Source organism: Nonlabens marinus S1-08 (assembly GCF_000831385.1).
GTDB classification, from domain to species: Bacteria; Bacteroidota; Bacteroidia; order Flavobacteriales; family Flavobacteriaceae; genus Nonlabens; species Nonlabens marinus.
In genome coordinates this window covers 614,040-639,564 of the sequence record NZ_AP014548.1, presented here as the reverse complement: position 1 = coordinate 639,564, position 25,525 = coordinate 614,040, and the positions used below count along the sequence as shown (strand labels likewise).

The following is a 25,525-nucleotide window of genomic DNA, read 5'->3' as shown; positions in this document are numbered from 1 at the left end:
TTGGGTTTTTTAGATTTTACAACTGGACAAAAATAATTTGTTCCGTGCCAATTGCAAGCATTAAAGATTAAAATTATCGTAATCCACTATTTTTTAGGCGTTATTACTGTTAATTTTTGATAATATTTAACAATTTACCTACTTTTTCAAAGGCGTTTATAGCTTTGTCTAAATGTTCTTGAGAATGAGCAGCACTCATTTGAACTCTTATTCTTGCTTTTTCTTTAGGAACTACAGGGAAAAAGAAGCCGATTACATAAATTCCTTCGTCTAGAAGCATGTCTGCCATTTGTTGCGACAGCTTTGCGTCATATAACATAACGGGCACGATAGCACTCTCTCCATCCACAAAATCAAAACCTAATCGCTGCATTCCTTTTTTGAAATAAGCTGTGTTGGATTGTACTTTCTGGATTAAATCAGTGCTCGAATCGATAAGTTCTAAAGCCTTAATGGAAGCTCCAACAATAGAAGGGGCAAGAGAATTAGAGAATAAATACGGTCTAGAGCGCTGGCGCAAGATTTCAATGACTTCTTTTTTAGCGCAGGTATATCCTCCCATAGCACCGCCTAGGGCTTTACCTAAAGTTCCGGTTACGATGTCTATACGACCTAAAACACCTTTTGCTTCTAAAGATCCTCTTCCTGTATCGCCCAGGAATCCTGCTGCGTGACATTCATCTACCATTACTAGAGCGTCGTACTTATCAGCTAGGTCACAAATTTTATCTAGTGGTGCTAAAATTCCATCCATGGAAAACACACCATCAGTCACGATTATTTTAAACCTTGCACCATTTTCATTAGCTTGTTTCAATTGCACTTCAAGATCTGCCATGTCTGCACTTGCATATCTGTAACGCGCTGCTTTACATAAACGCACGCCATCGATAATTGAAGCGTGGTTAAGGGAATCAGATATGATCGCATCTTCTTTTCCTAGTAGAGGTTCGAAAACACCACCATTAGCATCAAAACATGCTGCATAAAGTATGGTGTCTTCCATACCATAGAAATCGGCTAGCTTTTGCTCTAGTTTCTTGTGAATATCTTGAGTTCCACAAATAAAACGTACAGAGCTCATCCCAAAACCGTGACTGTCTAGCGTATCCTTAGCGGCCTGAATCACTTCTGGATGTGAGGAGAGTCCTAAATAATTGTTTGCGCAAAAATTAATCACCTCGCTACCATCGTCTAACGTGATTACCGCATCTTGAGGAGAGGTGATGATGCGCTCTTTCTTATAAAGGCCAGCATCTTTGATTTCTTCTAATTCCTTTTGTAAATATTCTTGAATTGCTCCGTACATAGTTGTTTGCTTATCCTACAAAGGTAATCACTATAACTTTTCTAGTTCCATGAAACGATCTTGAGTTCGTCCGTATAAACCAGAATTCTTTCTTTGATATGGTATCCCATAGAAATCAAGAGTGAAGCATAACCATCCACTTGATCTTTATGATTCAAGTTTGCGCTACCAGTCTTGTAATCTATAATGGTCATGAATTTTCCTTCCTGAATTAGCCGGTCTGGGATCGCCTTGCTGCCATCTGTTTTTAATATTCCCATCTCATTAATGGCATTTACACCATTCCTATATAAATGATTTAATTGTGGATGCTTAATGATGGATTCTATTTGAAGGAGGATTTCCGCCGCTTGAGTTGCATTGATACTGCGATCCAGCGTCAATGATTCTTTGACGATGTCCATATCTGACTCTGTATGAATCATAGACAAGTAATGATGTAACTGGGTTCCCGTATCCATAGCTTCCATGGCGCCACTAGCCCACAACATTCCTTTACGGGTAGCAAATGAGGACCGCTCTTTTAAATCGCTCACAAAATAACTTTCCATTAATTCGCTACTATGATTTAGCGCAGTTTGCGATTCGCGGATTGCAATTCCTGTATGTGTGGTTTTGTATCCGTTTTTTTCTACTAAGGTCCATTTCGACTCTTCCACAAACTCCATCAAGAGTTTGCTGTAATTGTTTTTGGGCTTTTTATTCTCTAGACAGCTGATGTACAATTGCTCTTTTGCTCTAGTAAAAGCGACATATAAGGTGTTGATCTGATCCATTTCAGCCTTAGAATTTTGTTCTAGATACAGTTGTGGTGCGGGCTCAGGATACAGCAAGCACTCTTTTTTTAAGGAAAGATACAGGTGATCAAACCCTTCATAATTTTGTGGATCGACGGGTAACCAACCTGTTACATCTCTCGCATCATCCAGTATGACATCACAGTAAGGAACAATCACCACCGGGAATTCGAGACCTTTAGATTTATGAATAGTCATGATCTGTACTGCCGTGGGGTCGTCTGCAGCAGGAACACTCAAGCTATTTTGCTTGTGTTCCCAGTGTTCAAGAAATGCAGATGCCGTTTTTTCAAAGCCTGCCGCAAACTCAAATACATGTTCTAAAAAAGCCTGCAGCCTCGTGTCATGATCCTTAAATAGATCCAGTGCTACTGCTGCTTTTTCTGTAGCTTGAAATAAGGGCGCTTTCGCGAAAGCGAGATACACTTCATCCTCACTGCTTAATAAATCATTTGAGAGTTCCTCTAAAGATTGATTCAAATGCGCATTGATGAAGGAATGATAGTCAGACCGGTTGTTCAACTGAGCAAATTGAAGCAAGAACTCGTATCTGGGCTGTTGCTGTTCAGGATATAGGCACATGCGCATGAACTGCACCAATAACCCTACGCGAGGAGATGCATTGATTAGTAAGCTGTCGCTGGATACGACGCTCATCTTTTCACGAACCAAGTAACGGGCGATCTCATCACCTTGTTTTTTCTTACGTACCAGAACGCAAATTTCACTAGGCCTAAAACCTGCCTCCAGCGCCTGGTCGATATGTCGCTTTACATGAATTGGATAAATGGTAGTCAGTTCGTCATCTTCCTCTACCACTTGAGTTTCCTCAGAATCTAAAAAATCAATTTGAACGTACCCACCAGTTTTATGATTTGGTTCTTGATGTAGGTATTCTTGATACAGTTTTTGGTAGACTTCGCTAGTCAAATACCCACCATAGTGCTTAAAAAAGTTATTGTTGAAGGATATAATGCTGTCGTAACTGCGCCAATTGGTGCCTAGAGTGACATTGTTTTTAGATAGAAGAAAAAGATGCTCGTCGCTCAAAATGTCAAGAAACTGATCAGCATCGCCACCGCGCCAGCGGTAAATAGACTGCTTAGCATCTCCCACAAGCATCAAGCTGCCTCGGCTGCCGTCTGGGCGTTCTTGGACAATCGGGTTTTCAATCAATGGCATCAAGTTTTCCCACTGCATACGGCTGGTATCTTGGAACTCATCTACAAAATAATGACGGTAGCGTTCCCCCAGCCGCTCATAAATAAAAGGCGCTGGCTGATCTTTAATTTGACTTGCCAGAATGCCATTGAACTCATAAATAGGAACTATCTGCTCTTCTTCTTTAATGGTATCTATTTCTCGAACCAATTCGTTTAATAAGGAAAGCGCGGTGATTTTACTAATCGCATTGCGGTGCATGGCGATAGCTCCCGATTGCTCTTGAAACTGAAGTATTAATTCGATCAGGTCCTGCTGTTTGGAATCTATGATAGATTTATTTCCAGCAGTTGTGGTTCCTGCAATGGAGTCGGTTAGGGCTTTGTCTAAATATTTTTGTTGCCCATTATCTGGTAAATTTCCTTCAGCAAATTTTTTGATCCAATTATGAATACCACGAGATTTTCCCGAAAAGTCATCTGAGGTAAGACCGTTTGCTTCATAGTAATTGAACAATTCAGCGCCTTTTTTAAGAAGGTCTTTTTCTGAAGTTTCAATCAAGTGATATAATTTTTTACGGAGTCTTAAGAAGTCTGCGATGCTTTTTTCCTTGAGGCTTTTGAGGTAGTCATAATGGGATTCACTTAAAATGAGTCTAGCTATGGTGTGCAAGTCAAATTCAATGTCCCAACTTTTTCCTTCGTCAATTTTTGACAGTGAGAAATCAATGAGTAAGTCTGTCAATTGTTTTTCCTTACCGGCTCTTGATAATAGGTTGTGAATTGCTTTAGAAATCAGGCTGTCACTATCGAGCTCTATTTCAAAGCCGTCTGGAAGTTCTACTTCTTTAGCGAAAGTGCGTAAGATGCGGTGATTGAAACTATCAATAGTAACAATGTCAAAAGCGGCATAATCATGCAGCAATTTTTGTTCAATGTTTATAGCTTTCTTCCTCAGTTGCTCATCATCGAGTCCTGTTTCTAGCTGGATGTGTTCTTTTATCGCTAGTAATGGATCCGGTATGGTTTCCTGAGTTAAATGATGCAGGTTTTCTAGGATGCGCTGCTTCATTTCTGCCACCGCTTTATTAGTAAAGGTGACGGCAAGAATTTCCCGATAGCCGTTGTGGAAAGGGTTTTTGAAAAGTAAGGTCAAATAGTCGCGCGCTAGGGTGTACGTTTTACCTGAGCCAGCGCTCGCGCTGTAAAATGTGGTGGGTTGATGAGCCATACCCAAATTTACTATTTATCGAGCTCTCATCTTTAAGTATATTATAACATCAGCAATTTCGTGCTACGCGCTTCCTGGAGTAACTTTAAACTCGATTGAAATACTAACTAAAAACCTTATAAAATGGCTTTTGAATTACCAAAATTAGACTACGCCTACGACGCGTTAGAACCACATATAGATGCTAAAACAATGGAAATACACCATACAAAGCATCACCAAGGATATACAGACAAATTAAATGCTGCTATAGACGGGACAGATTATGAAGGAAAGACGATTGAGAACATTCTCAAAAATCTAGATATGAAAAACAAAGCGGTTAGAAACAACGGCGGCGGATTTTATAATCACAAATTATTCTGGAACATCATGTCTCCAAACGGCGGAGGACAACCAACAGGAGATTTGAAAACAGCGATCGAATCTGAATTTGGTAGCTTTGAAGATTTTAAAACTAAATTCTCTGAAACAGCCAAAGGCCAATTCGGTTCTGGATGGGCTTTCTTGTGTGTACATGAGGGTGGAAAAGTAGAAGTTTGTGGCTGTCCTAATCAAGACAACCCATTAATGCCAGAGACAGGATGTGGTGGAACACCAATTCTAGGATTGGACGTTTGGGAACACGCTTACTATTTAAATTACCAAAACAGAAGACCAGATTACGTGGAAGCTTTCTTTAATGTAATTGACTGGGAAGAAGTTTCTAAATTATATGCTCAGAACAAATAATCTGTAGCTCTATAAAATTTGAAAATCCCTTCAACCTGAGTTGAAGGGATTTTTTATTCTCATAATTCAAATTAATGAATAAATACAATTTCAGATAGCAGTAGTTAAGTAATAAAGTGAACTAATTATTATCCATCGTAACCATACCATTGGTTAATGCACTGAACATTTAAGGATTCAATTTCTTCAAACTTATCAGTAGATAAATTTATTTTCCACGCTTTTAATACATTAGAATTCTCAAAAACTGCTACTTCTTTGTCTTTTACTATTGCAATAATGAAATCTGAATCATCACCATTTACTTCATTGCAAAATTCTGAATCAATAAATAGAAACGGCTCGTGTTCGATAAATTGAACCTCATCAAGTTTTTCAAATTCTAGATTTAGTTTTTTCTGACTAACAAACCTTTGAAGGACAAATAGATTTAAGCTATCCATTCGCAACTGCCCTATTGATCTATCTGTGTTGCCTAGAACAACTCCTCCAAGGTTTTCAAAATCTTCATAATTCTCTGGAACGAAAGATTCTACGATTGGATGTTTTTCTTCTGCTAAATCTTTACAGTTACTAAACACCAATAAACATGAAATAAGAATAAAAAATCTAGTTTTCATAAAATTACTTAGTAAGCCCGCTCATCATTTCCTTCAAAGAAATTGATAAAGGCGCGGTTCACCACTCGGTTACCGCCATCTGTTGGGTAGTCTCCTGTGAAATACCAATCTCCTAAGTTTTTAGGACAGGCTTTATGCAAGTCTTCTACTTTTTGATAGATGATTTCCACCTTGGCATTGAGGTCATCGTCAGAAAGTAGTTCAGCTATTTTGTCTGAGATTTCTTCGTCTGTGAACGGGTCGTATAATTCCTTGACATAATTTACTACGTCGCGATCTTCGTATTCCAGTTGTACTTTACACTTGGCGTAAATGTCCTTGATAATGGATTCTGTGCCACGGTCTTTGTGCAGGTGCAAAGCAGCTTGAAAAGCAATCAGCCCTTCTAGTCTTGCCATGTCGATTCCATAACAATCTGGATAACGTATTTGTGGTGCGCTGGAAACCACGACAATACTCTTAGGGTGCAGTCGATCCATCATTTTAAGAATGGATTTCTTAAGTGTCGTACCACGAACTATAGAATCATCAATGATCACTAAATGGTCTGTTGGTTTTACAACACCATAAGTAACGTCATATACGTGAGCTACCAGATCGTCACGAGATGAATCCTCAGTGATGAAAGTGCGCAATTTGGCATCTTTGATCGCAATTTTCTCGGTTCTCAGCTTTCGCGAAAGCGTATTTTCAACTTGCTCTTGAGTGAGTTTGCCCTCGCCCGCTAGTATGGCATCTCTTTTTTGCTCGTTCAAAACCTGGTGCGCTGCTTCTATCATCCCGTAAAAGGAGGTTTCTGCAGTGTTAGGAATGTAGGAGAACACAGAGTTGTCAATGTCATTCCCAATCTTCTCCATGATCTTAGGAAATAGTAAACGACCTAACATCTTGCGTTCTTGGTAAATTTCTGCATCGCTACCGCGCGAGAAATAAATGCGTTCAAAAGAACAAGCCTTACGCTCCAGGGGCTCGCTTATTTGATCTAGGGTAACGGTTCCATCTTTCTTGATGATGATCGCTTTTCCTGGATCTAATTCATGAACATCCTCAAATTGTGCATTGAAGGCGGTTTGGATCACCGGTCGTTCACTCGCCACCACGACTACCTCGTCGTCTTGGTAATAATAGGCTGGACGTATTCCTGCGGGATCGCGCAATAAAAAAGCATCTCCATGGCCCATCAATCCGCCCATGGCATAACCACCATCCCAGTCGCGAGCACTTTTCCGCAATATTTTGGCAACGTCAATTTCCTGCGCAATTTTAGGTGAGGCTTCAATTTTAGAAAGGCCTTCTTTTTTGAATTTCTTGTAAAGGCGGCGAACTTCTCGATCCTGAAAATGGCCTACTTTTTCCATCACGGTTACCGTGTCTGCCATATCTTTAGGATGCTGTCCTAATTCGACCAACTTATTGAATAGCTTGAAAACGTTGGTCATGTTGAAATTTCCAGCCATGATCAAGTTGCGGTGCATCCAATTGTTTTGACGTAAAAAGGGGTGAACCGATTCTATAGAATTCTTGCCAAATGTTCCATAACGCACGTGGCCCATCAGTAGTTCCCCTACATATGGAATGTTCTTTTTTTGTGCAGCCACATCATCTTTCATTTCAGGAAGAGCAGTCATCTCATCATTAATGCGGTTGTTGATTTGTGCAAAAATATCCTGAATAGGTTGTGGGGCGTTGCTACGCACTCGAGAGATGTAGCGCTCTCCCGGTTTCACATCAAGTTTGATACTTGCAAAACCAGCACCATCTTGACCGCGGTTGTGCTGCTTTTCCATCATTAGGTACATCTTATTGATACCATAAAATGCAGTGCCGTATTTCTCCTTATAATATTCTAAAGGTTTCAATAACCTTATCAGGGCAATACCACACTCATGTTTCAATTGATCACTCATAGCACTTTGGGGAAAAACGAAGTTAAAAAAAGCCCGAAGTAATTTCGGGCTGTTATATTGTTACGATAAAATTTCAAATTTAGTCAGCGCTTTAAACTGCTCCAGTCTCTTACTGATCTCGTCATTTGTCACGGTTTGCATTCTCTCAGTTCCAAACTTCTCTACCGCAAAGGAAGCAAAGTTAGATCCATAGATAATCGCCCGCTTCATATTTTCAAAGCTATAGTCATTACTCGCCGCTAGGAATCCTGCGAAACCACCAGCAAAAGTATCTCCTGCACCAGTTGGGTCAAAAACTTCTTCTAACGGTAAGGCTGGCGCAAAGAAAATCTCGTCGTTGTGGAACAATAAGGCGCCGTGCTCTCCTTTTTTAATCACCACAAATTTAGGACCCATTTCATGGATCTTTTTAGCCGCAGTGACTAGACTGTATTCGCGAGATAGTTGACGTGCTTCCTCATCGTTAATGGTAATAACATCTACTTTGGCAATAACTTCTTTCAACTGGTCCAGCGCACTGTCCATCCAGAAGTTCATGGTGTCCAGTATATGCAAATCAGCATCTTTAGTTTGCTCAATCACGCCTAATTGTACCGCTGGGTGTAAATTCCCTAGCATAACCACATTGGCATTCTTAAAATGTTCAGGTACCACAGGGTTGAAATCTGCGAGTACATTAAGCTCTGTAGCAAGAGTATCGCGGGTATTCATATCGTTGTGGTATTTACCACTCCAGAAAAAGGTTTTTCCTTCTGACACAATTTCTATCCCCTCGATATTCATGCCTCGATCTTCCAGCATGGTCAAGTAGTTCTCTGGAAAATCACCACCTACCACACTCACTAATCCAACTTCAGTATTGAAATGAGCGGCGGCAAGGCCTATAAAGGTAGCGGCGCCACCTAATATTTTATCTGTTTTTCCAAATGGGGTCTCGATCGCATCAAAAGCTACCGTTCCTACTACTACCAACTTACTCATGAGGGTTATTTTGGTGCAAAAATACTCTTTTTAGGTCGCAAAAATGCCACGCACAATCATAAGGATTTATGATTTCATAGTCGCTATGACTTTTAATTCGTCGCTTTCAATTCTAGTCGCTGGATAACCGTTTGTAGTTATTTCAATCATGGCTCGTGAGATAACCTCAGGTTCAATGGTTCGGTATTTCTTCAGTCCACCCATTAATAATGGATCGATGAATTTTTGAACTTTCTTCCATAGCGCTTCAAAGGTTCGCTTCTCATCTCGCTCGCCTCCTATGAGTGCTGGCTGCACAAAATAGGTATGGGTAAAACCAAGTTTCTCAATATCGCGTTCCATGTCGCCTTTACCTCGATTATATATGAAACGACTGTCTGGATCAGCGCCCAGTGCAGAAACTGCAATTACGCTCTGCACCCCATTTTGCAGCGCATTTTTAGAAACTTCGACCGGTAAATCATGCTCGATGCGGTAATATTGATCCTTATCTGGAGTTTTGCTTTGGGTAGTACCTGTGCAAATAAATAGGTGATCTCCTTTTAAGTGTTCCTTATAAGTTGCTGGATCTAATAGATCTGCGATATAATTCTCGTGTTTTGGGTGGTTGTTGGGTATTCGCTTTCGCGAAAGCGTAATCACCTTTCCATACCTGCTATCGTCTAAAATTTGTGCTAGCAATGAAGACCCGACCAGTCCTGTCGCTCCAATAATGATTGCCGTGTGTCCTTGTTGTTCCATGATTCTAAGGTATCAAAATGCGATCAGTATAACTCTTAGATTTAAGCTAAGATTAAGTCAGCCGGTACTATTAGAAACGACTAATTTTGCCACATGACTCTGGAAGATCGCAAAATAATTCACGTAGATATGGATGCGTTTTACGCATCTGTAGAGCAGCTGGATGCGCCAGAATTGAAAGGGAAACCTATTGCAGTTGGTGGCAGCAGTCAGCGAGGTGTCGTCGCTGCGGCTAGTTATGAAGCGCGTAAATATGGGGTGCGTAGTGCGATGCCTAGCGTTACCGCTGCTCGCTTGTGTCCTGATTTGATTTTTGTCAAGGCTCGATTTGAAAGGTATCGAGAAGTGTCTCAGCAAATACGAGAGATTTTTCTTGACTATACAGATCTGGTAGAGCCATTATCTCTGGACGAGGCCTATCTAGATGTTACCGAGAATAAACTGAATTACCCCAGCGCAACGATCATTGCCTATGATATAAGGCGTCGAATATATGAAACTACTGGCCTTACCGCTAGTGCGGGAATATCTGTCAATAAATTTATCGCTAAAGTCGCTAGCGATTACAACAAGCCGAACGGTCAGAAAACGATTGTGCCTGAAGAGGTGTTGGAGTTTTTAGAACAACTTGAGATTCGTAAGTTTCATGGAATAGGCAAAGTGACGGCAGAGAAGATGTACCAGCATGGTATTTTCAATGGGGCGGATCTCAAACGGAAACCGATAGAATATCTGGCTGAGCATTTTGGTAAAAGTGGGGTGTACTATTACAATATCGTTCGTGGTGTTCATGAAAGTGCGGTAAAACCAGATCGTATCAGGAAATCACTAGGTGCAGAGCGTACTTTTTCAGATAATATTTCTAGCGAAATCTTCATGATGGAACGGCTTGATCAAATCGCTGAGGAAATTGAACGACGGCTCGCCAAAAATAAAGTAGCTGGCAAAACCATAACCTTAAAAATCAAGTATAGTGATTTCAAAATGCAAACCCGCAGTAAGACTGTCGATCATTATATTTTTAAGAAACAACAGATTCTAGAAATTGCAACTGAGCTTGTGCGTCAGGAAAGCTTCCGCGAAAGCGTGCGTCTTCTAGGACTATCCCTAAGCAACCTCAATACAGAAGATAAAGAAGAGGAAGAACCAGTGGAAGTGCAGCTGGAGTTTAAGTTTTAAATAAAGTTCCAACCTAAATAATGATCAATCCCATAAATCAGTATCGAGCGACAGTCGAGATATGATTTTCGGTGAAACTAAATAATTTCAATGGGACTCTTTTTCGCTTGCTATTTGAAAAGGATGCATCAACTGATCCAAGGAAAAAAGCTGGAAGACAGCGAAGTCTTTCCAGCTTTCAAAATTATGTTTAATTAACAGTAGGGAGATCTAAAAAGAGGCTATTAAAAAAACCGATATTTTAACTCCTAGGTAGCTCTCGACTCCGGTCGAGCTAGCATTTTTACTAACTACTAACTACTAACTACTAACTACTAACTACTAACTACTAACTACTAACTACTAACTACTCAATCTCACTTACACGCAGTGTGTTCACCATTCCTTTATCAGTCACAGGCATGGCGGCAAGGTTGATCAGGAAATCTCCTTTTTCAACAAATTTATTTTTCAATGCAAAAGCGTTAACATCCTCAATCGTCTCATCTGTACTTACAAAACGGTCATAGCTGAAGGCTTGAACGCCCCATAACAAGCTCAACTGAGTCAAAATACGACTGTTGCTAGTAAAAGTCAAAATATGAGCTGCAGGTCTCCAGGCACTGATCTGGAATGCGGTATATCCACTATTTGTCATCGTGGTTATTGCTTTGGCACTGATCTCGTTGGCCATTTTAGCAGCGTGATAACACACCGATTTAGTTATATATCTTTTAGTCTTGATGTGAGGTGCCTCATGCGGTACCTTAATCAGATCGCTATCTTCTACACTGCGGCAAATGCTCGCCATTTTCTCAATCACCTGCACAGGGTATTGTCCTACGGAAGTTTCTCCAGAAAGCATTACAGCATCTGCACCATCCATAACGCTATTTGCCACGTCATTCACCTCCGCACGAGTAGGTGTTAGGCTAGTAATCATGGTCTCCATCATTTGAGTCGCGATGATTACTGGAATCCGAGCTTTTTTAGCCTTCAATACCAGTTGCTTTTGAATCAATGGTACTTCATGTGCGGGAATTTCTACACCTAGATCACCACGGGCTACCATTAGTCCATCACAATAAGCAACAATCTTGTCTATATTTTGAACCGCTTCTGGCTTCTCAATTTTAGCAATGATTGGAATTTTATGTTTAGAATGCTCGCTGATCAAATCTTGCAATTCAATCAAATCACGGCTGTGACGCACGAAAGAAAGTGCCATCCAGTCTACTTGTAATTCACAAGCAAATTTTGCATCCACGATATCCTTTTCAGTCAAAGCTGGCAGAGAAACATTGGTTTGTGGAAGGTTGACTCCTTTTTTGGAACGTAGTGGACCACCTTGTATGACTTTAGTCAACACATTGCTTTCGCGATCTGTTTCTACAACTTCAAAAATCAGTTTTCCATCATCAAGTAAGATGCGTTCTCCAGCCTGAACATCTTTAGGAAAGCGATCATAGTTCATATACACACGCTCTGCAGTGCCTTTAAATGGTTTTCCTGTGGAAAATGTAATGCGGTCTCCTGGATTTACCACGACTTCCTCACTCATGACACCTACTCTCAATTTAGGACCTTGAAGATCTCCTAAGATTCCTGTAGCAAATCCATGCTCTTCATTCAGATCACGTATCATTTGCACGCGTTCTCTTACGCCATCATGATCCGCATGTGAAAAATTAATGCGGAAGACATTCACTCCAGCGATGATCATGTCGTATAAAACTTCTTTAGTAGCTGTTGCAGGTCCTAGGGTTGCAACAATTTTGGTCTTTTTAGGAAGGCTTTTCATTATTCAAATATTAAATAATCCGTGTTTTTGATGATCATGGTGTCGATCTCATAAACGGAAATGACTTGAGGAATCTCAATAAGTTTATTGAGCAGCTTTTTTGTAGGATAGTGCTCGGCATCCTTTTCAATCTTTATCAAATAATCCACCTTGCGGTATTCTTTTACTAGAGTGGATTTAACTGTAGTAGAAGCATCGCCTTCAAAAAGGCTACCCACACTGGCAGTGGCTTTTAATTCCGCACGGCAATGGTTAGCCACTAGGAATATTTTTGCATTTTGTTCTTTGTCCTCGTAATGATAGACAGGGAATTGTGCGACATAATTTATTAGTCTCACATCTTGATCACGTTGATCGCGTTTAAAACAGACCTTCAAATACTTATTGATCAAGAATGCCATGCGGTACGGTTCAACGGTAGAATGGATTCCTATGAGCACAAAAGGCTCTTCTTCCATATCCCAATCTAGAAACTTGTGCACAGCCATAGAGGTACCAACAAAGGTAAAAGACAATCTACAATATTTTTATTTTGCGGTTGGATTATCCTATCAATTATTGCTGTTTAGGCACTTACGAAAACGTTTGCGTTGATAACTTAGGCGCATTTTGAGAGGTGTTTCGCTTTCGCGAAAGCGAAATTGACCAGGATATAAACTCTAAAGTACTGATTTAAGAGCCTGTAGACATTTTGTCTTGAAGCGCAAAGAAGGCTCTTTTGCTCGCTTTCTCCTCTGCTTTTTTCTTTGAAGTAGCACGAGCTTTAGCAACAACACGCTTGTCGATAGACAATTTGACTGCAAAGTGCCTGACTTCATTAAAGCCTGTATCCTCGTAGACGTTGAAGTCAAAGAACTTTTTATTCTTTTGACACCATTCGATCAGCAAGCTTTTATAGGAGATCACCTTGCCTTCTAATTTTTCTATGTCCACATAAGGTTCTACCACTTTCTTACAAATGAATTTTCTGCAATCGGTATATCCTTTGTCTAGATATATCGCGCCTATGAGCGCTTCAAATAAATTTCCATGAATATTATTGCCAAAATGACGATGCGGAACTTGCGTTTGGGCAAATGAAATCAATCCAAAATCTTGTCCTAGCTCATTTAAATGCTCGCGGCTTACGATCTTAGATCGCATTTTAGTCAAATACCCCTCGTCACCGCTAGGAACCTCATTATAGATGTATTCTGCAATTACCGCTCCTAGAATGGCGTCTCCTAGAAACTCTAAGCGTTCATAGCTCATCACATTGCCATCCTCGCCTTGCAACCCCATAGATTTATGGGTAAAGGCGGTTTGATACAACAACATGTTTTTAGGGGAAAAACCAGTAATTCTTTTGATGCCTTGCTCTAGGGACTCGGTTTCTTTATTTGATAATTTTCGAGTTTGGAAAAGGCTTCTGATTCTATTCATTTGATAGATCCAGAGATTAGATTTTTCTAAAAGCGATGCAGCAATTATGACCTCCAAAGCCGAAGGTGTTGCTCAGCGCTACTTTGACCTCTCTTTTCTCTGCCTCATTCAGTACTAGGTGCAGGGATGGATCAATACTTTCATCTACTGTAGTATGGTTGATGGTAGGAGGAATGATTCCATGATTGATAGCAAGTACACTTGCAATGGACTCAATGGCACCAGCGGCTCCCAAGAGGTGACCTGTCATGGATTTTGTGGAATTGATACTAATCTTAGGGGCATGATCACCGAAAACGGCTTTAATAGCCTTCAATTCAGCTACATCACCTAATGGAGTGGAAGTACCGTGAGTGTTGATGTGATCTACATCTTCAGGATTAATTCCAGCATTTTCTAATGTGTTTTTCATTACTGCAATCACACCTCTTCCTTCAGGATCTGGTGCGGTAATGTGGTAAGCATCGCTAGAGAATCCACCACCGATGACTTCGGCATAAATTTTTGCTCCGCGAGCTTTTGCATATTCATAACTTTCCAGTACCAGTGCTCCTGCACCTTCACCTAATACAAAACCATCTCTGGTCGCATCAAATGGCCTACTGGCAGTTAGAGGACTTTCGTTGCGTGTAGACAAAGCGTGCATGGCATTAAAGCCACCCATTCCAGCTTGTGTTACTGCAGCTTCAGAGCCACCAGTAACAATCACGTCACAATGTCCTAATCTAATGTAATTAACAGCGTCTAGCATCGCATTTGCACTAGAGGCACAAGCAGAAACCGTTGTGTAGTTAGGTCCCATAAAACCATACTTGATGGAAATATGAGCCGGAGCGATATCTGCAATCATTTTCGGGATAAAGAAAGGGTTGAAGCGCGGTATACCGTTGCCATTAGCAAAGGCTTTCACTTCTTCTTGGAATGTTTCCAGACCGCCTATCCCAGCACCCCAGATAACACCGACTCTATTCTTATCAATAGAGTCGGTATCTAATCCAGAGTCAGCGATAGCCTCATCACCAGCAACCACAGCGTACTGTGCAAACCGGTCCATGCGCCTCGCTTCCTTACGGTCTATGAAATCTTCGACTTTAAAGTCTTTGAGTTCACAAGCGAATTTAGTCTTGAAATGTTCCGTATCAAAGTAGGTGATATCGGCACAGCCGCTTTTCCCTGCTTTCAATGCTTCCCAATAATCCCCTAGGTTATTCCCTATAGGGGTTAAGGCGCCCATTCCAGTAATGACAACTCGCTTTAATTCCATGTACTCTTAATTAAGCTTTTGCTTCTTCTATATAGGAAACAGCTTGACCTACAGTAGCGATGTTTTCTGCTTGATCGTCTGGGATCTGGATATCAAATTCTTTTTCAAATTCCATGATCAGCTCAACGGTGTCAAGTGAGTCAGCGCCTAAGTCGTTAGTGAAGCTAGCCTCAGTTACTACTTCGTTTTCGTCTACTCCTAGTTTGTCAACGATAATCGCTTTAACTCTTGATGCAATGTCAGACATAATAATCTAGTTTTAATTTTAAATGAATGGCAAAAATAACAAACTTTGCGACAAAACCACGGTTCTTGCATTTAAGTGGACATAGAAGTGTCAAATTTTCTAGAACCTTACAACCACCTTACTATATTTATCCCATGAAGAAAATTGTAATCTTTGCAAGTGGATCGGGTACTAATGCCCAGGCCATATTAGATCATTTCAAAGATTCTGACCAGGTTCAAGTTTCTCTGATTTTGTCAAACAACCCGCATGCAGGCGTGCTGGATCGAGCTAAAAAAGCTCAAGTGGAAGGCTTAAGTTTTAATAAGTTCGCTTTCGCGAAAGCGGGCTCGATCCACAAACTATTGCAAGAATTGCAGCCTGACTTAATTGTTCTTGCTGGTTTTTTATGGAAAATACCTGAGTTTTTAGTGCAAGAGTTCCCTGATAAAATAATTAATATCCATCCAGCGCTGCTACCTAAATATGGCGGTAAAGGCATGTATGGAGCTCATGTACATGAAGCCGTTGTGGCTAATAAAGAAACTGAAAGTGGGATTACCATTCATTATGTAAATGAACATTATGATGAAGGTGCTATTATCAAACAAGCTTCATGCGAGGTAAAAAGCACGGATACCGCTGAAGATGTGGCACATAAAATTCACCAACTCGAACATCAAAACCTCCCCATCACCATAGAAGAATTGCTTAAGTAATGGATCAAGTACATATTTATACAGACGGCAGCTCACGAGGGAATCCAGGTCCAGGTGGTTATGGGATTGTTATGGAACAACCCAGTCGCAATTTCAAAAAGGAATTTGCACAAGGATACCGCAAGACCACAAACAACCGGATGGAGTTGCTGGCCGTGATTGTAGCCCTTGAAAAAATAAAGAAGCCCGAAATACCTATTACCGTTTTCACAGACAGTAAATATGTAAGCGATGCGGTCAATAAAAAGTGGATCGATGGCTGGATACGCCGCAAATGGAAAAACGTCAAAAACGTTGATCTATGGAAGCGCTTCATTAAAGCCTACAATCAAGCACCAGCCAAATTTGTCTGGATCAAAGGGCATAATGATCATCCTCAAAACGAACGTTGCGATCAGCTGGCGGTTTATGCCGCAACTCACCCTGAGCAACATTTGGTGGATGAAGGTTATGAGGCGGGAGAGAAAGGGTTGTTTTAAAATTTATACCTGATGAAACAAAAGCTTTACGATATCCTACACAGTGGGCCTGTGTCTAAATTTATATATTGGCTCATAATAGTCAATGTTTTATCTATCATATTAGAATCTTATGCTGATTTTAAGGCAGCATATGGTTGGTACCTATATGTTTTTGAGGTGTTTTCAGTCGTTATTTTTACGATAGAATATGTGATACGTTTATATACAGCACCACTTGAATTTAAAGTAAACAGTAAAATAAAATCACGCTGGAAATTTGCCTCTTCTGGTTATGGGATCATTGATTTGATCGCTATTTTACCATTTTATCTACCTTTCTTATTTGCTGTAGATTTGAGAATTCTGAGAGTATTACGCTTGATTAGATTGCTTCGAATATTCAAATTAGGAAGGCACTCTAAAGCACTGCGCAGTATCCTAGATGTGCTTAAAGAAACCAGGTCAGAACTTTCAATTAGCTTTTTTGTAGCATTTATTCTTTTGTTATTGTCTTCTACTTTAATGTATTACATAGAGCATGAGGTTCAACCAGAAAGTTTTGCGAGTATAGGTCACTCGTTTTGGTGGGCAATTGCAACACTGACAACGGTGGGTTATGGTGATGTATATCCTGTTACTGCAGCAGGCAAGATACTTGGAGGAATTACAGCGATTATTGGTATTGGTTTTCTAGCATTGCCGACAGGTATCATAAGCTCAGCCTTTATTGAAAAAGTAAAGGAGACTAAAGAAAACAAGTCTTGTGCTTGTCCCAATTGTGGTCATGAAATAAAAGAGAATAATTAATGCAAGAAATCGAGCGCAAATTTTTAGTCAAACACACTGACTTTCTTCAAAATCTAGTAGGGAACAAAATTGTCCAAGGTTATTTGAGCAGCGATCCTGAACGCAATGTTCGCATCCGCATCAAAGGCGACCAAGCTTTTCTAACGATTAAAGGAATTTCAAACACATCAGGCACTAGCCGGTTCGAATGGGAAAAAGTTATAGATATTAAGGAAGCGGAAGAGTTATTAAAACTCTGCCTTCCTGGTGTCATCGATAAAACTAGATATGAAATCCAGCTTGGGAATCATGTTTACGAAGTGGATGTTTTTGAAGGAGAAAACAAAGGTCTCATCATTGCTGAAATAGAGCTTAGCGATGAAAACGAAAAATTTGAAAAGCCAGAATGGTTAGGAGAAGAGGTCACAGGAGATGTGCGGTATTATAATTCTTTTCTTGTTGCGCAACCTTTTGCGGTTTGGAGCATCTAGTAGGAAACCTATCCAACATTAATTATGAAGACCATACTCTGCTTGCTGCTTTTGACTCTAGCAGTCTTTCAATTTTCAAGTGCCCAACAAGATTCTAAAAACCAATTTACTTACGGTGCTCAGGCAGGAATTAACCTTGCAAATTTTACGGAAGATCAAGATTTTGAAAACCGAATTGGATTGAATGCGGGAATTTTTGTCTCCTATGATTTTCTTGATTCTCCATTGAGCTTTACTTCTGGACTACTTTATTCTCAACTAGGCGCTAAACGTGATGTTTCATTTATTAGTATTTTCGATGGTCCAGATTTAGACTACAAGGCTTCCTTGAAGCTAGACTACCTGAAAATCCCTTTGTTTATAGAGTACGAGGTAATACCTAATGCGTCTTTGTTTATAGGTCCTCAGATAGGATTTTTAGTGGGCAATAAGGAGCAATACGAGTTTGTAGAGGATGGACTTTATTCTGGAAATAGAGATTTTGATTTTGAATCAGAGAACGTTCAAGAACTATCGCTATCTGCTACACTGGGAGTAAAAGTCTTTTTGTATAAGAACATATTTGTTCAAGGTCAATACGAGTTTGGGGTTTATGATATATTTAAAGACGAACAGTTTGCACAAGATACCGGACGAACATTTTCCTATGAAGAATTTAGACATTCTGTATTTACTGCAAGCTTAGGATATCAATTTTAACCAATTCGTATTGCATTCTTAATTCTTTCATCAAACACATTTGGTTTTTAGATACATTCTGTCAGTCTATTATAGCCCATATAATTTTCAAGAATCAAGATGCTCATTGATTACATGAGATACATATGTCGCGATCGTAAATACCTCATAATAATGACTTATACATCGGCTAAACAATTTAGACAAATCACAAAAAAACCACTGAAGATTTTCTCCACTGGTTTCATATTTAATAGAATAGCCTATTTACTTAACAGGTTTAGTTTCCCTGAGTCACTGTACTAGTATTACTGTTTCCTCTTTGCAATACATTAGAGATATTCATAGATCCGCTTTGAGAAACTGTGCTCATATTAAGGTTTCCTATTTGATTAGCGATACTGCGGTTTGAAGTTCCATCCTGAGTCATAAAAGATTTGTTTTGATTACCCGTTTGGTCACTGTCTGCAAAGTTTTGATTTCCATTTTGACTGATGTTAGAAATGTTTTCATTCCCTATCTGAAAGATGAACGCATCATTTAAGTCGTTTATCTGAGCAATCAAGCCCATATTTAAATTTCCTTCTGAAGCGATTTGAGCATCGTTATCTGCTCCAGTCTGTTGGGTTTCTCCAGAATTAAGGTTCCCATCTTGACTAACACGAGCTCTATTGATATTTCCAATTTGTTCAGTTGCACCAATATTGCCATTGCCTAATTGTTTTACTTCTGAACGGTTGGAATCTCCTGTTTGAACTATGTCAGACGTGTTTTCATTTCCCCTTTGGGTTTCAATAGAATTGTTAAGTGCCCCTTTTTGATCTGATGACGCCTCATTTGAATTTCCAGTTTGCTCTTGACTAGCTTCGTTTAAAAAACTCGTTCCAGCAAAAGTACCGTCTTGTTCAATTGCCGCATTATTGTCATCACCTGTTTGTAATTGTAAGGCAGTATTAGTATCACCTTGCTGTCTTACTCCTCCAAAATTCCCGTCGCCAATTTGATCTTGGGTGGAGCTAGAATTTTTAGTAGTTATTAATTGGCGAGCTTGTGCATCATTATTATCCCCAGTCTGTGTTTGGTTTATTGTATTATCAAAAGTACCAATTCCACCTCCAGAACCTTGAAGTCCTAACGCATCATTATTGTCACCAGTTTGAGTTTGATTAATAGTATTTCTTGAAGCACCAGCATCTTGTTGTGCTCTTGAAAAGTTATCATCTCCTAACTGGTTTTGATTGATTAAATTATTTCCTCCGCCTCCAAAAGCTGCGCCCAACTGATCAGCATCTACTTCATTTCTATTACCATCTTGATCTTGATTTATTTCATTATTCAAACTTTTGGTAACTTGGAAAAAGGTGCCGAAGAGTCTTCTAGCCGTGCCTTGGTTCGCATTGGCTATATTATTTGCCCCTACTTGATCTATTCTTACAATATTGCTATTGCCTATTTGAACGACATTGGCATCATTGATACTTCCTCTTTGGGTTGCGATGGCTGTGTTATTATTTGAAGCGGCCGCCGAAACATTTTGAACTCCTTGTTCTAATCTTGCCTTATTGGAATTACCTGTTTGGATTACATCCGCATTGTTATTGTTTCCGGACTGCATGACTCCCGAGTCATTACTTTGTCCATACATAACTGCTCCCGCCATTAAAGCCGTTGCACATAAAATTAACTTCTTCATATTTATAAAATTTAGAATTAAAAAACGTGTTTGAGCCATCCACATCACTAAAATGAGTGCGAATGAATTACTTGCGATTTTTAATATACCGCTGAGATTATCTTCAATAATTAATCGCAGCAGATGGCCACTTATGGAAGACATAAATTGAGAAAGTCAACTTAAATATAAATATATTACAAGTTGATTATGAGTACAATGGCACAAACTCGTTGACGCGTTGGAATAATGGATAAGTTTCACCACAGCATTTGTAATAATTAACAAATAAGATGATAATTGTGACGCATTCAGAAGGAATCGGCTAAAACTTTAACCTGCTTAGGTCAATTTAAAAAAAAAGAAGCACTGCTTTAGGTAAGGTATAATAAATAGATTAAAAACGAAAAAATAAAGATGATCGCGAGGTGGTAATCGGTGCATCAATAAAGAGTTCCAAGCTAATTAGTTCATCCAAAAAGTGGGATTAGGAAGGTTTTTAAACTGCTTTTCTCAAAAAGGTTAATATATTTCCGACACTACCTTTTTGCCTACGGTGTACCCAATCTCAAATTCTGGCTTATCAAGATTGAATTTTTGAGCCGTCTTTTCATAATATGATTTTCGATCTTCATGTGGTTCACTAATCGCATGAAAAATAGGCGCTTCAATTTCGCCTTCTATCACTTTTAAAATAAGTTGGATTAAATACTCTCGATCGGTCAGATTTATGGGTGCATCAGGATTTGAAACTCCATCGCGTCCTGCCAGCATTTGGATGGGATGACGGTCGCCGCCTATTAAGCCGCCTGGTCTGATAATGGTTGTCGATCCAGGATATTGGATGATTTTCTCTTCTGCAGCTATCAGTTTTTGCCCTTTCAAGTCTGTAGCATTGGCAGCATCGGATTCTGTATACGTTGGGATTTCCTTTCGGTCTTCAAAAACTGCCGTGCTCGATATATAGATGAGTTGCTCAATGTTATGCTTTTGTATCGTGTGCAGCAGTAATTCCATCCGTCCCGGATAATCACTTTCCGGATTTTTACGTAATCCTGGAGGGATGTTGATGATGAGAACATCCAAATCTTTTAAAAACTCATCCACGCCACCGTGGATAAAAGTTTCCTTGAGTTCGACCAGGTAGGGATCAATTCCAGCATCTCTTAGTTCCTGCAGCTTCATGATCTGGGTAGTGGTTCCCTTCACAACGTGACCTTTCTTTAAAAGCGACAGCGCTAGCGGCGTACCTAGCCAGCCACAACCCATAATACCTACCGTGTTATTCATCTCTATTTTTAGAGTTAGTCGTAATATGCTTTTTCACCACTACAGCGTCGTTCAATACAAAAGGCATGGGCATGGTATTCTCAGGTCTTGGAGCCACTTGAAAATCGGGTTGATCTAGTAAATCAAAACTTGCAGCGTACACGTCAAATTCAGGAGACCGCGATGCGTCAAAAGTCAATTCCATCACAAGCGGTGATCGATTTGAAACATAATAAGAAGCAATCCGGTTGCCATAGCGCTTTGCAAATGGAATTCCTTGCTCATTTACGGGAACCTGTTTGCCATTGAGCACGGCGTTTGTAAATTGAAATTCATTCTTACTAAATACCTCCCAGCGTTCCACATTGCGGTCACTGCGCAGTAATAGCTTGATGGTACGTTTTCCTTCAACGGTGGTGTCTACCGTTATTTGATGTTCCAGCGCCGGGAGCTTCATGAGCGACGCTTCTTTTACATAGGTGAATCGCCCTCCATACTTAGAATCTATAACGTTAGTTGTATCGTCTGGACCTGTGGGATCGCTGCCCAGTTTCTCTTTCGTCCAATCGCTCAAATTTCTATCATAGGTGGCCCATTGTGCGGTTTGTTCATCTACATCTTGAAAATAGACCAAGCTTGTTTTTTGTGGTTGGGTGGTGGTGAATTCCGCTTTCGCGAAAGCGGCACAAACAAATATTACCGTCGCTACAAGAGAGATCACGGCCAAAACATCTTTCCTGCGGTAATGTCCTAGAACAGGCAATAGCAAACTGAAAAGGAATGAACTGAGAATGGCTGCAACAAATAGGATTCCCATTCCCAACGCAACGGGAAATGCCACCACAAATGGTGCGAAAATAAAAATAGCAGGAACTGAAAATACCAACATGACGATGTAGCTGACTCGTTTTCTAAACAAGTGCAACCATAACATGATTAATCCTGCAAACAGTGGTACGGTAAAATAGCCAGCGCCAGGTAAATAAGCCGCAGGTATTAATCCAGAGTCTCCCACTGGAAACGCGACCAACAAGCAGATGATCCATAACAAGACCAGTGGCGCAACCATATGGCTTGCCACCCTGTCTTTTTTAAACACTAAGTGATATAAATAAAAGGAAACAGCGATCCCAAAAAAGGCTGCCGCTGCAACCCACAAATATCCCGTAGCAGGAAAAACTGAAGGTTGCTCAATGTAAAAATCAGTTGTTTTTAGAACTTCCCAAGTGTATTTAGGAATTAAAAAACCTAGAATCAGACTTCCAAATAAAGGAACAAAACCTAAGAACAATTGCGCTATCGACACTCTTTTTTTACGTACTCCGTAAAAAATTAAACCTATAAATAGTATCCCGCTGATGATGATTAGAAAAGGCATCCAGGTGAACGGGAAATTCACCAACCCTAAAATGGGCATGGGAAAGTAAATGTCGTCCATGCCTGCTTCTACTTTTAAACCGTCACTCAAATCAGCTGTAGCGAGATAGGAAAGTAATGGCATCAAATAACTGCCTTGATGAGCAAGGGTATTGCGGTCTAGATTTTCATAATTGTCCAGTTGTGTGTGGTAATCAATGTGATCGCCTATAAAAGCAAAATTGAGCCCGTTGATATTTCCTTTTTCTCTAAAAACGGTCAAATCTGTATCGTTGGGTAATTTTTTATAGATGCTGTAAGCTAGGGAGTGGGCTACGGGATAGTCAACACCCGCTTCCTTAAAAACTTTGATGATTTTGCGATTTCCGCCATTGGTTTCTAATAACATATAGCTAGGACCGCCGCTACCACGTGCCTCAAAGTTCAACGCGATCCGTACATCTTTTGCCCAGCGGTGCTCGCTTACAAAAAGATCCGCACCATTTAGCCCTAATTCTTCGCCATCAGTGATGAGAATAATGACATCGTTTTCAGGTTGATCGTCTTTTAAATAAGCTCGGATGCCTTCCAGGATTGTGGCTACACCAGACGCCGCATCACTGGCACCTAATGCGGAGTGTGGATCACTGTCGTAATGGCTCATCAATACCAGTGCATCGTCTGTTCCTGCAGTTCCTTCCACACGCGCCATAATATTTACAGGGCGGGACAGGTTGCCGTATTCGTCGACGGTGAAACCTGTTTGGACTTCAGTTTTGAGACCTATTTTCTCCAGCTCCCGTTTGATGTAATTTCTATTTTGCTCGTGTGCTTCACTCCCTAGGTAATGCGGTGCGGTCGAGAGAGCTTTGACATGGGCTAATGCTCTGGCGGTGGACCATTGATTTTCAGGAACATTTTTATCGACGGTGCCACTAGGCGTTTGAGAAGAGAAAGCATACCACACTAGCGCCATAAGCAGTAAAAATGATAAAGCTGAGGTTACGTGTGATTTAGGTCTCATAAAGTTGGTTTTAAGTGTCGCGTTTTACAATCAAGAACTTGTCGTCTTCCATACTTAGGTAGCCTTGATCATAAACAAAATAATAGATCGCACCTTTTTTAGTGGTGTAAATGCTGGTGAAAAGAGTGAAATCAAATCCCTTTGATAGCAATTTATTTCTTGTGGTGGTAAATTTTCCTGTAGGATTGAGGCTGTCGAGAATGCGCCAGTTTTTACGCAGTCTGTTGTTGATATTACGCATGAGCGCACTGCTGTCACGGTTCAAGTTATTGTTTGCCACGTTACGGCAATAGTCGCTACAAAACCGCTTGTCGGCACGGCCGCGTACCTCGTCGCCACATTCTGGACATTTTTTAACGGCCATGATCATTGGTTTTGATAAATGTACTAAATGTTTGTAAATGGCTGTTAGGAAAAACTCAAATGCCCTAAGCTTATAGCTAACTTTCAACAGGATAGGTGTAATTAAAGTGAGGGGGAGTTCGCTTTCGCGAAAGCGATATATAGCCAGAACTAATACTGCTATAAAGTTTAGGGTAATGAATGAGAAATAGAGCCGACTACAAAACCATTATTTTTGCACAAAATTCAGCACATGAAAAAAGGAGTTCTTTTAGTCAATCTGGGGTCGCCAGACACGCCGCAGCCTAAGGATGTGAAACGATACCTGGATGAATTCCTAATGGACGAGCGCGTCATTGACCTACCGTACATTTTAAGGGCAATCCTGGTAAAAGGAATTGTGCTTAATACCAGACCTAAGAAAAGTGCCGAAGCCTACAGTAAAATCTGGTGGGAAGAAGGCAGCCCGTTGATTGTGCTTTCTGAGCGACTGCAAGAAAAAATCGATCAGTACACCAGTGTTCCTATTTCTCTAGCCATGCGTTACGGCAGCATGACCATTGAAAACGGAATGAAGGAACTAAGCGATCAAGGCGTTACAGAAGTATTGCTTGTGCCATTGTACCCTCAATTTGCCATGGCAACCACGGAAACAATTGTGGTGAAAGCAGATGAACTGCGTAAAGAAAAGTTCCCTCACATGAGCTTTACCCAAATGCCACCGTTTTACAACCATCCAGACTATATACGAGTATTGTCAAACTCGATCAAAGAATCTCTTGAGGGGAAAGACTATGAACATCTATTGTTCTCCTATCACGGTGTCCCTAAAAGACACATACGTAAAAGTGATATCACTAATGGGCACTGTAAAATGGACGGGAAGTGTTGTGAGACACCATCACCAGCGCATCAATTTTGTTACAGCCACCAGTGCAAGGAAGTGACAAGATTAGTGGGTGAATACCTTGAATTAGAAGAGGGAACCTATTCCACCTCGTTCCAATCGAGATTAGGATTTGATCCATGGTTGACGCCTTATACAGATCGTACCATAGAACGCATGGGTCTAGGAGGCACTAAAAAAATGGCGATTGCAACGCCTGCTTTTGTAAGCGATTGTCTAGAAACTCTAGAAGAAATTGCAATGGAAGGTGAGGAAATTTTCCACGAAGTAGGTGGGAAAGAATTTCATGTGATCCCTTGTTTAAATACACGAGAGGATTGGGTAAAAGTAATGAGCCGATGGATTGATGAATGGGCGATGAGTGAAGTGGCTGCGGTCTAGTCAATTTGACTTGAGCGACTAGAAACACATGCTTCACAACAAGCTTTTTCTGTCTTGAAAACATTTTAACAACCACTATTGGCTCGTCCT

General features: G+C 40.3%; 23 protein-coding genes. 8 read left to right on the top strand and 15 right to left on the bottom strand.

Annotated elements, in window-relative coordinates; genetic code table 11:
* Positions 1-109: 109 nt before the first annotated feature.
* Positions 110-1,309, bottom strand: a complete 1,200-nt coding sequence (gene kbl / locus NMS_RS02935; RefSeq protein ID WP_041495319.1) for a glycine C-acetyltransferase — start codon at positions 1,307-1,309, stop codon at positions 110-112.
* Positions 1,310-1,350: 41 nt separating this feature from the next.
* Positions 1,351-4,497, bottom strand: coding sequence for a UvrD-helicase domain-containing protein (locus tag NMS_RS02930; RefSeq protein ID WP_041495318.1), 3,147 nt, complete (start codon positions 4,495-4,497; stop codon positions 1,351-1,353).
* 123 nt (positions 4,498-4,620) lie between these two features.
* On the opposite strand from NMS_RS02930, the gene NMS_RS02925 reads away from it, so the two are divergent.
* A complete protein-coding gene (locus NMS_RS02925) occupies positions 4,621-5,229 on the top strand; it encodes a superoxide dismutase (protein WP_041495317.1) in 609 nt (202 codons plus the stop codon).
* A gap of 128 nt (positions 5,230-5,357) precedes the next feature.
* Here the strand turns inward: NMS_RS02925 and NMS_RS02920 are convergent, their stop codons facing one another.
* The 4 genes from NMS_RS02920 to NMS_RS02905 all read right to left on the bottom strand — a co-directional run bounded on the left by NMS_RS02920 (position 5,358) and on the right by NMS_RS02905 (position 9,478).
* A complete protein-coding gene (locus NMS_RS02920) occupies positions 5,358-5,849 on the bottom strand; it encodes a hypothetical protein (protein WP_041495316.1) in 492 nt (163 codons plus the stop codon).
* An 8-nt stretch (positions 5,850-5,857) separates the two neighbouring features.
* Complete coding sequence (locus NMS_RS02915) at positions 5,858-7,756, bottom strand: amidophosphoribosyltransferase (RefSeq protein WP_041495315.1); 1,899 nt, start codon at positions 7,754-7,756, stop codon at positions 5,858-5,860.
* Positions 7,757-7,816: 60 nt separating this feature from the next.
* Complete coding sequence (locus tag NMS_RS02910) at positions 7,817-8,737, bottom strand: PfkB family carbohydrate kinase (RefSeq protein WP_041495314.1); 921 nt, start codon at positions 8,735-8,737, stop codon at positions 7,817-7,819.
* Between the two features lie 66 nt (positions 8,738-8,803).
* On the bottom strand, positions 8,804-9,478 hold the full coding sequence (locus NMS_RS02905) for an NAD(P)H-binding protein (RefSeq protein ID WP_041495312.1): 675 nt from the start codon (positions 9,476-9,478) through the stop codon (positions 8,804-8,806).
* Positions 9,479-9,571: 93 nt separating this feature from the next.
* Between NMS_RS02905 and dinB the strand changes: the two genes are divergently transcribed.
* Positions 9,572-10,657, top strand: a complete 1,086-nt coding sequence (gene dinB, locus NMS_RS02900; RefSeq protein ID WP_041495311.1) for a DNA polymerase IV — start codon at positions 9,572-9,574, stop codon at positions 10,655-10,657.
* A gap of 346 nt (positions 10,658-11,003) precedes the next feature.
* On the opposite strand, the gene pyk is transcribed toward dinB, so the two are convergent.
* The 5 genes from pyk to NMS_RS02875 all read right to left on the bottom strand — a co-directional run bounded on the left by pyk (position 11,004) and on the right by NMS_RS02875 (position 15,370).
* The gene (pyk, locus tag NMS_RS02895) at positions 11,004-12,437 is read right to left on the bottom strand and encodes a pyruvate kinase (RefSeq protein WP_041495310.1); all 1,434 of its coding nucleotides are present in this window, start codon (positions 12,435-12,437) and stop codon (positions 11,004-11,006) included.
* Complete coding sequence (locus NMS_RS02890; protein ID WP_231862352.1) at positions 12,437-12,952, bottom strand: IPExxxVDY family protein; 516 nt, start codon at positions 12,950-12,952, stop codon at positions 12,437-12,439. Before NMS_RS02890 ends, pyk begins: the two co-directional genes overlap by 1 nt.
* 157 nt (positions 12,953-13,109) lie before the next feature.
* Positions 13,110-13,859 (bottom strand): ribonuclease III, encoded by a 750-nt coding sequence (gene rnc / locus NMS_RS02885; RefSeq protein WP_041495308.1) that lies wholly within the window; start codon positions 13,857-13,859, stop codon positions 13,110-13,112.
* A 16-nt stretch (positions 13,860-13,875) separates the two neighbouring features.
* Positions 13,876-15,123, bottom strand: coding sequence for a beta-ketoacyl-ACP synthase II (gene fabF / locus NMS_RS02880; RefSeq protein WP_041495307.1), 1,248 nt, complete (start codon positions 15,121-15,123; stop codon positions 13,876-13,878).
* 10 nt (positions 15,124-15,133) lie between these two features.
* Complete coding sequence (locus NMS_RS02875) at positions 15,134-15,370, bottom strand: acyl carrier protein (protein ID WP_015361896.1); 237 nt, start codon at positions 15,368-15,370, stop codon at positions 15,134-15,136.
* A gap of 134 nt (positions 15,371-15,504) precedes the next feature.
* Between NMS_RS02875 and purN the strand changes: the two genes are divergently transcribed.
* From purN to NMS_RS02850, 5 genes are read left to right on the top strand one after another with little or no spacing between them, the layout of a single operon-like run.
* The gene (gene purN / locus NMS_RS02870; RefSeq protein ID WP_041497409.1) at positions 15,505-16,068 is read left to right on the top strand and encodes a phosphoribosylglycinamide formyltransferase; all 564 of its coding nucleotides are present in this window, start codon (positions 15,505-15,507) and stop codon (positions 16,066-16,068) included.
* Positions 16,068-16,547, top strand: a complete 480-nt coding sequence (gene rnhA, locus NMS_RS02865; RefSeq protein ID WP_041495306.1) for a ribonuclease HI — start codon at positions 16,068-16,070, stop codon at positions 16,545-16,547. Before purN ends, rnhA begins: the two co-directional genes overlap by 1 nt.
* A gap of 12 nt (positions 16,548-16,559) precedes the next feature.
* The gene (locus NMS_RS02860; RefSeq protein ID WP_041495305.1) at positions 16,560-17,336 is read left to right on the top strand and encodes an ion transporter; all 777 of its coding nucleotides are present in this window, start codon (positions 16,560-16,562) and stop codon (positions 17,334-17,336) included.
* A complete protein-coding gene (locus tag NMS_RS02855; protein ID WP_041495304.1) occupies positions 17,336-17,806 on the top strand; it encodes a CYTH domain-containing protein in 471 nt (156 codons plus the stop codon). Before NMS_RS02860 ends, NMS_RS02855 begins: the two co-directional genes overlap by 1 nt.
* Positions 17,807-17,830: 24 nt before the next feature.
* The gene (locus NMS_RS02850; protein WP_041495303.1) at positions 17,831-18,505 is read left to right on the top strand and encodes a porin family protein; all 675 of its coding nucleotides are present in this window, start codon (positions 17,831-17,833) and stop codon (positions 18,503-18,505) included.
* Positions 18,506-18,764: 259 nt separating this feature from the next.
* Here the strand turns inward: NMS_RS02850 and NMS_RS02845 are convergent, their stop codons facing one another.
* The 4 genes from NMS_RS02845 to NMS_RS02830 all read right to left on the bottom strand — a co-directional run bounded on the left by NMS_RS02845 (position 18,765) and on the right by NMS_RS02830 (position 24,169).
* Positions 18,765-20,321 (bottom strand): hypothetical protein, encoded by a 1,557-nt coding sequence (locus tag NMS_RS02845; RefSeq protein WP_041495302.1) that lies wholly within the window; start codon positions 20,319-20,321, stop codon positions 18,765-18,767.
* 357 nt (positions 20,322-20,678) lie between these two features.
* On the bottom strand, positions 20,679-21,446 hold the full coding sequence (locus tag NMS_RS02840; RefSeq protein ID WP_041495301.1) for an NAD(P)H-binding protein: 768 nt from the start codon (positions 21,444-21,446) through the stop codon (positions 20,679-20,681).
* Complete coding sequence (locus NMS_RS02835; RefSeq protein ID WP_041495300.1) at positions 21,439-23,805, bottom strand: M28 family peptidase; 2,367 nt, start codon at positions 23,803-23,805, stop codon at positions 21,439-21,441. Before NMS_RS02835 ends, NMS_RS02840 begins: the two co-directional genes overlap by 8 nt.
* Positions 23,806-23,815: 10 nt before the next feature.
* Positions 23,816-24,169, bottom strand: a complete 354-nt coding sequence (locus NMS_RS02830) for a hypothetical protein (protein WP_041497408.1) — start codon at positions 24,167-24,169, stop codon at positions 23,816-23,818.
* 231 nt (positions 24,170-24,400) lie between these two features.
* Here NMS_RS02830 and hemH point away from each other — a divergent pair, with 231 nt between their 5' ends.
* On the top strand, positions 24,401-25,435 hold the full coding sequence (gene hemH / locus NMS_RS02825; protein WP_041495299.1) for a ferrochelatase: 1,035 nt from the start codon (positions 24,401-24,403) through the stop codon (positions 25,433-25,435).
* The last annotated feature ends 90 nt before the right edge of the window (positions 25,436-25,525 follow it).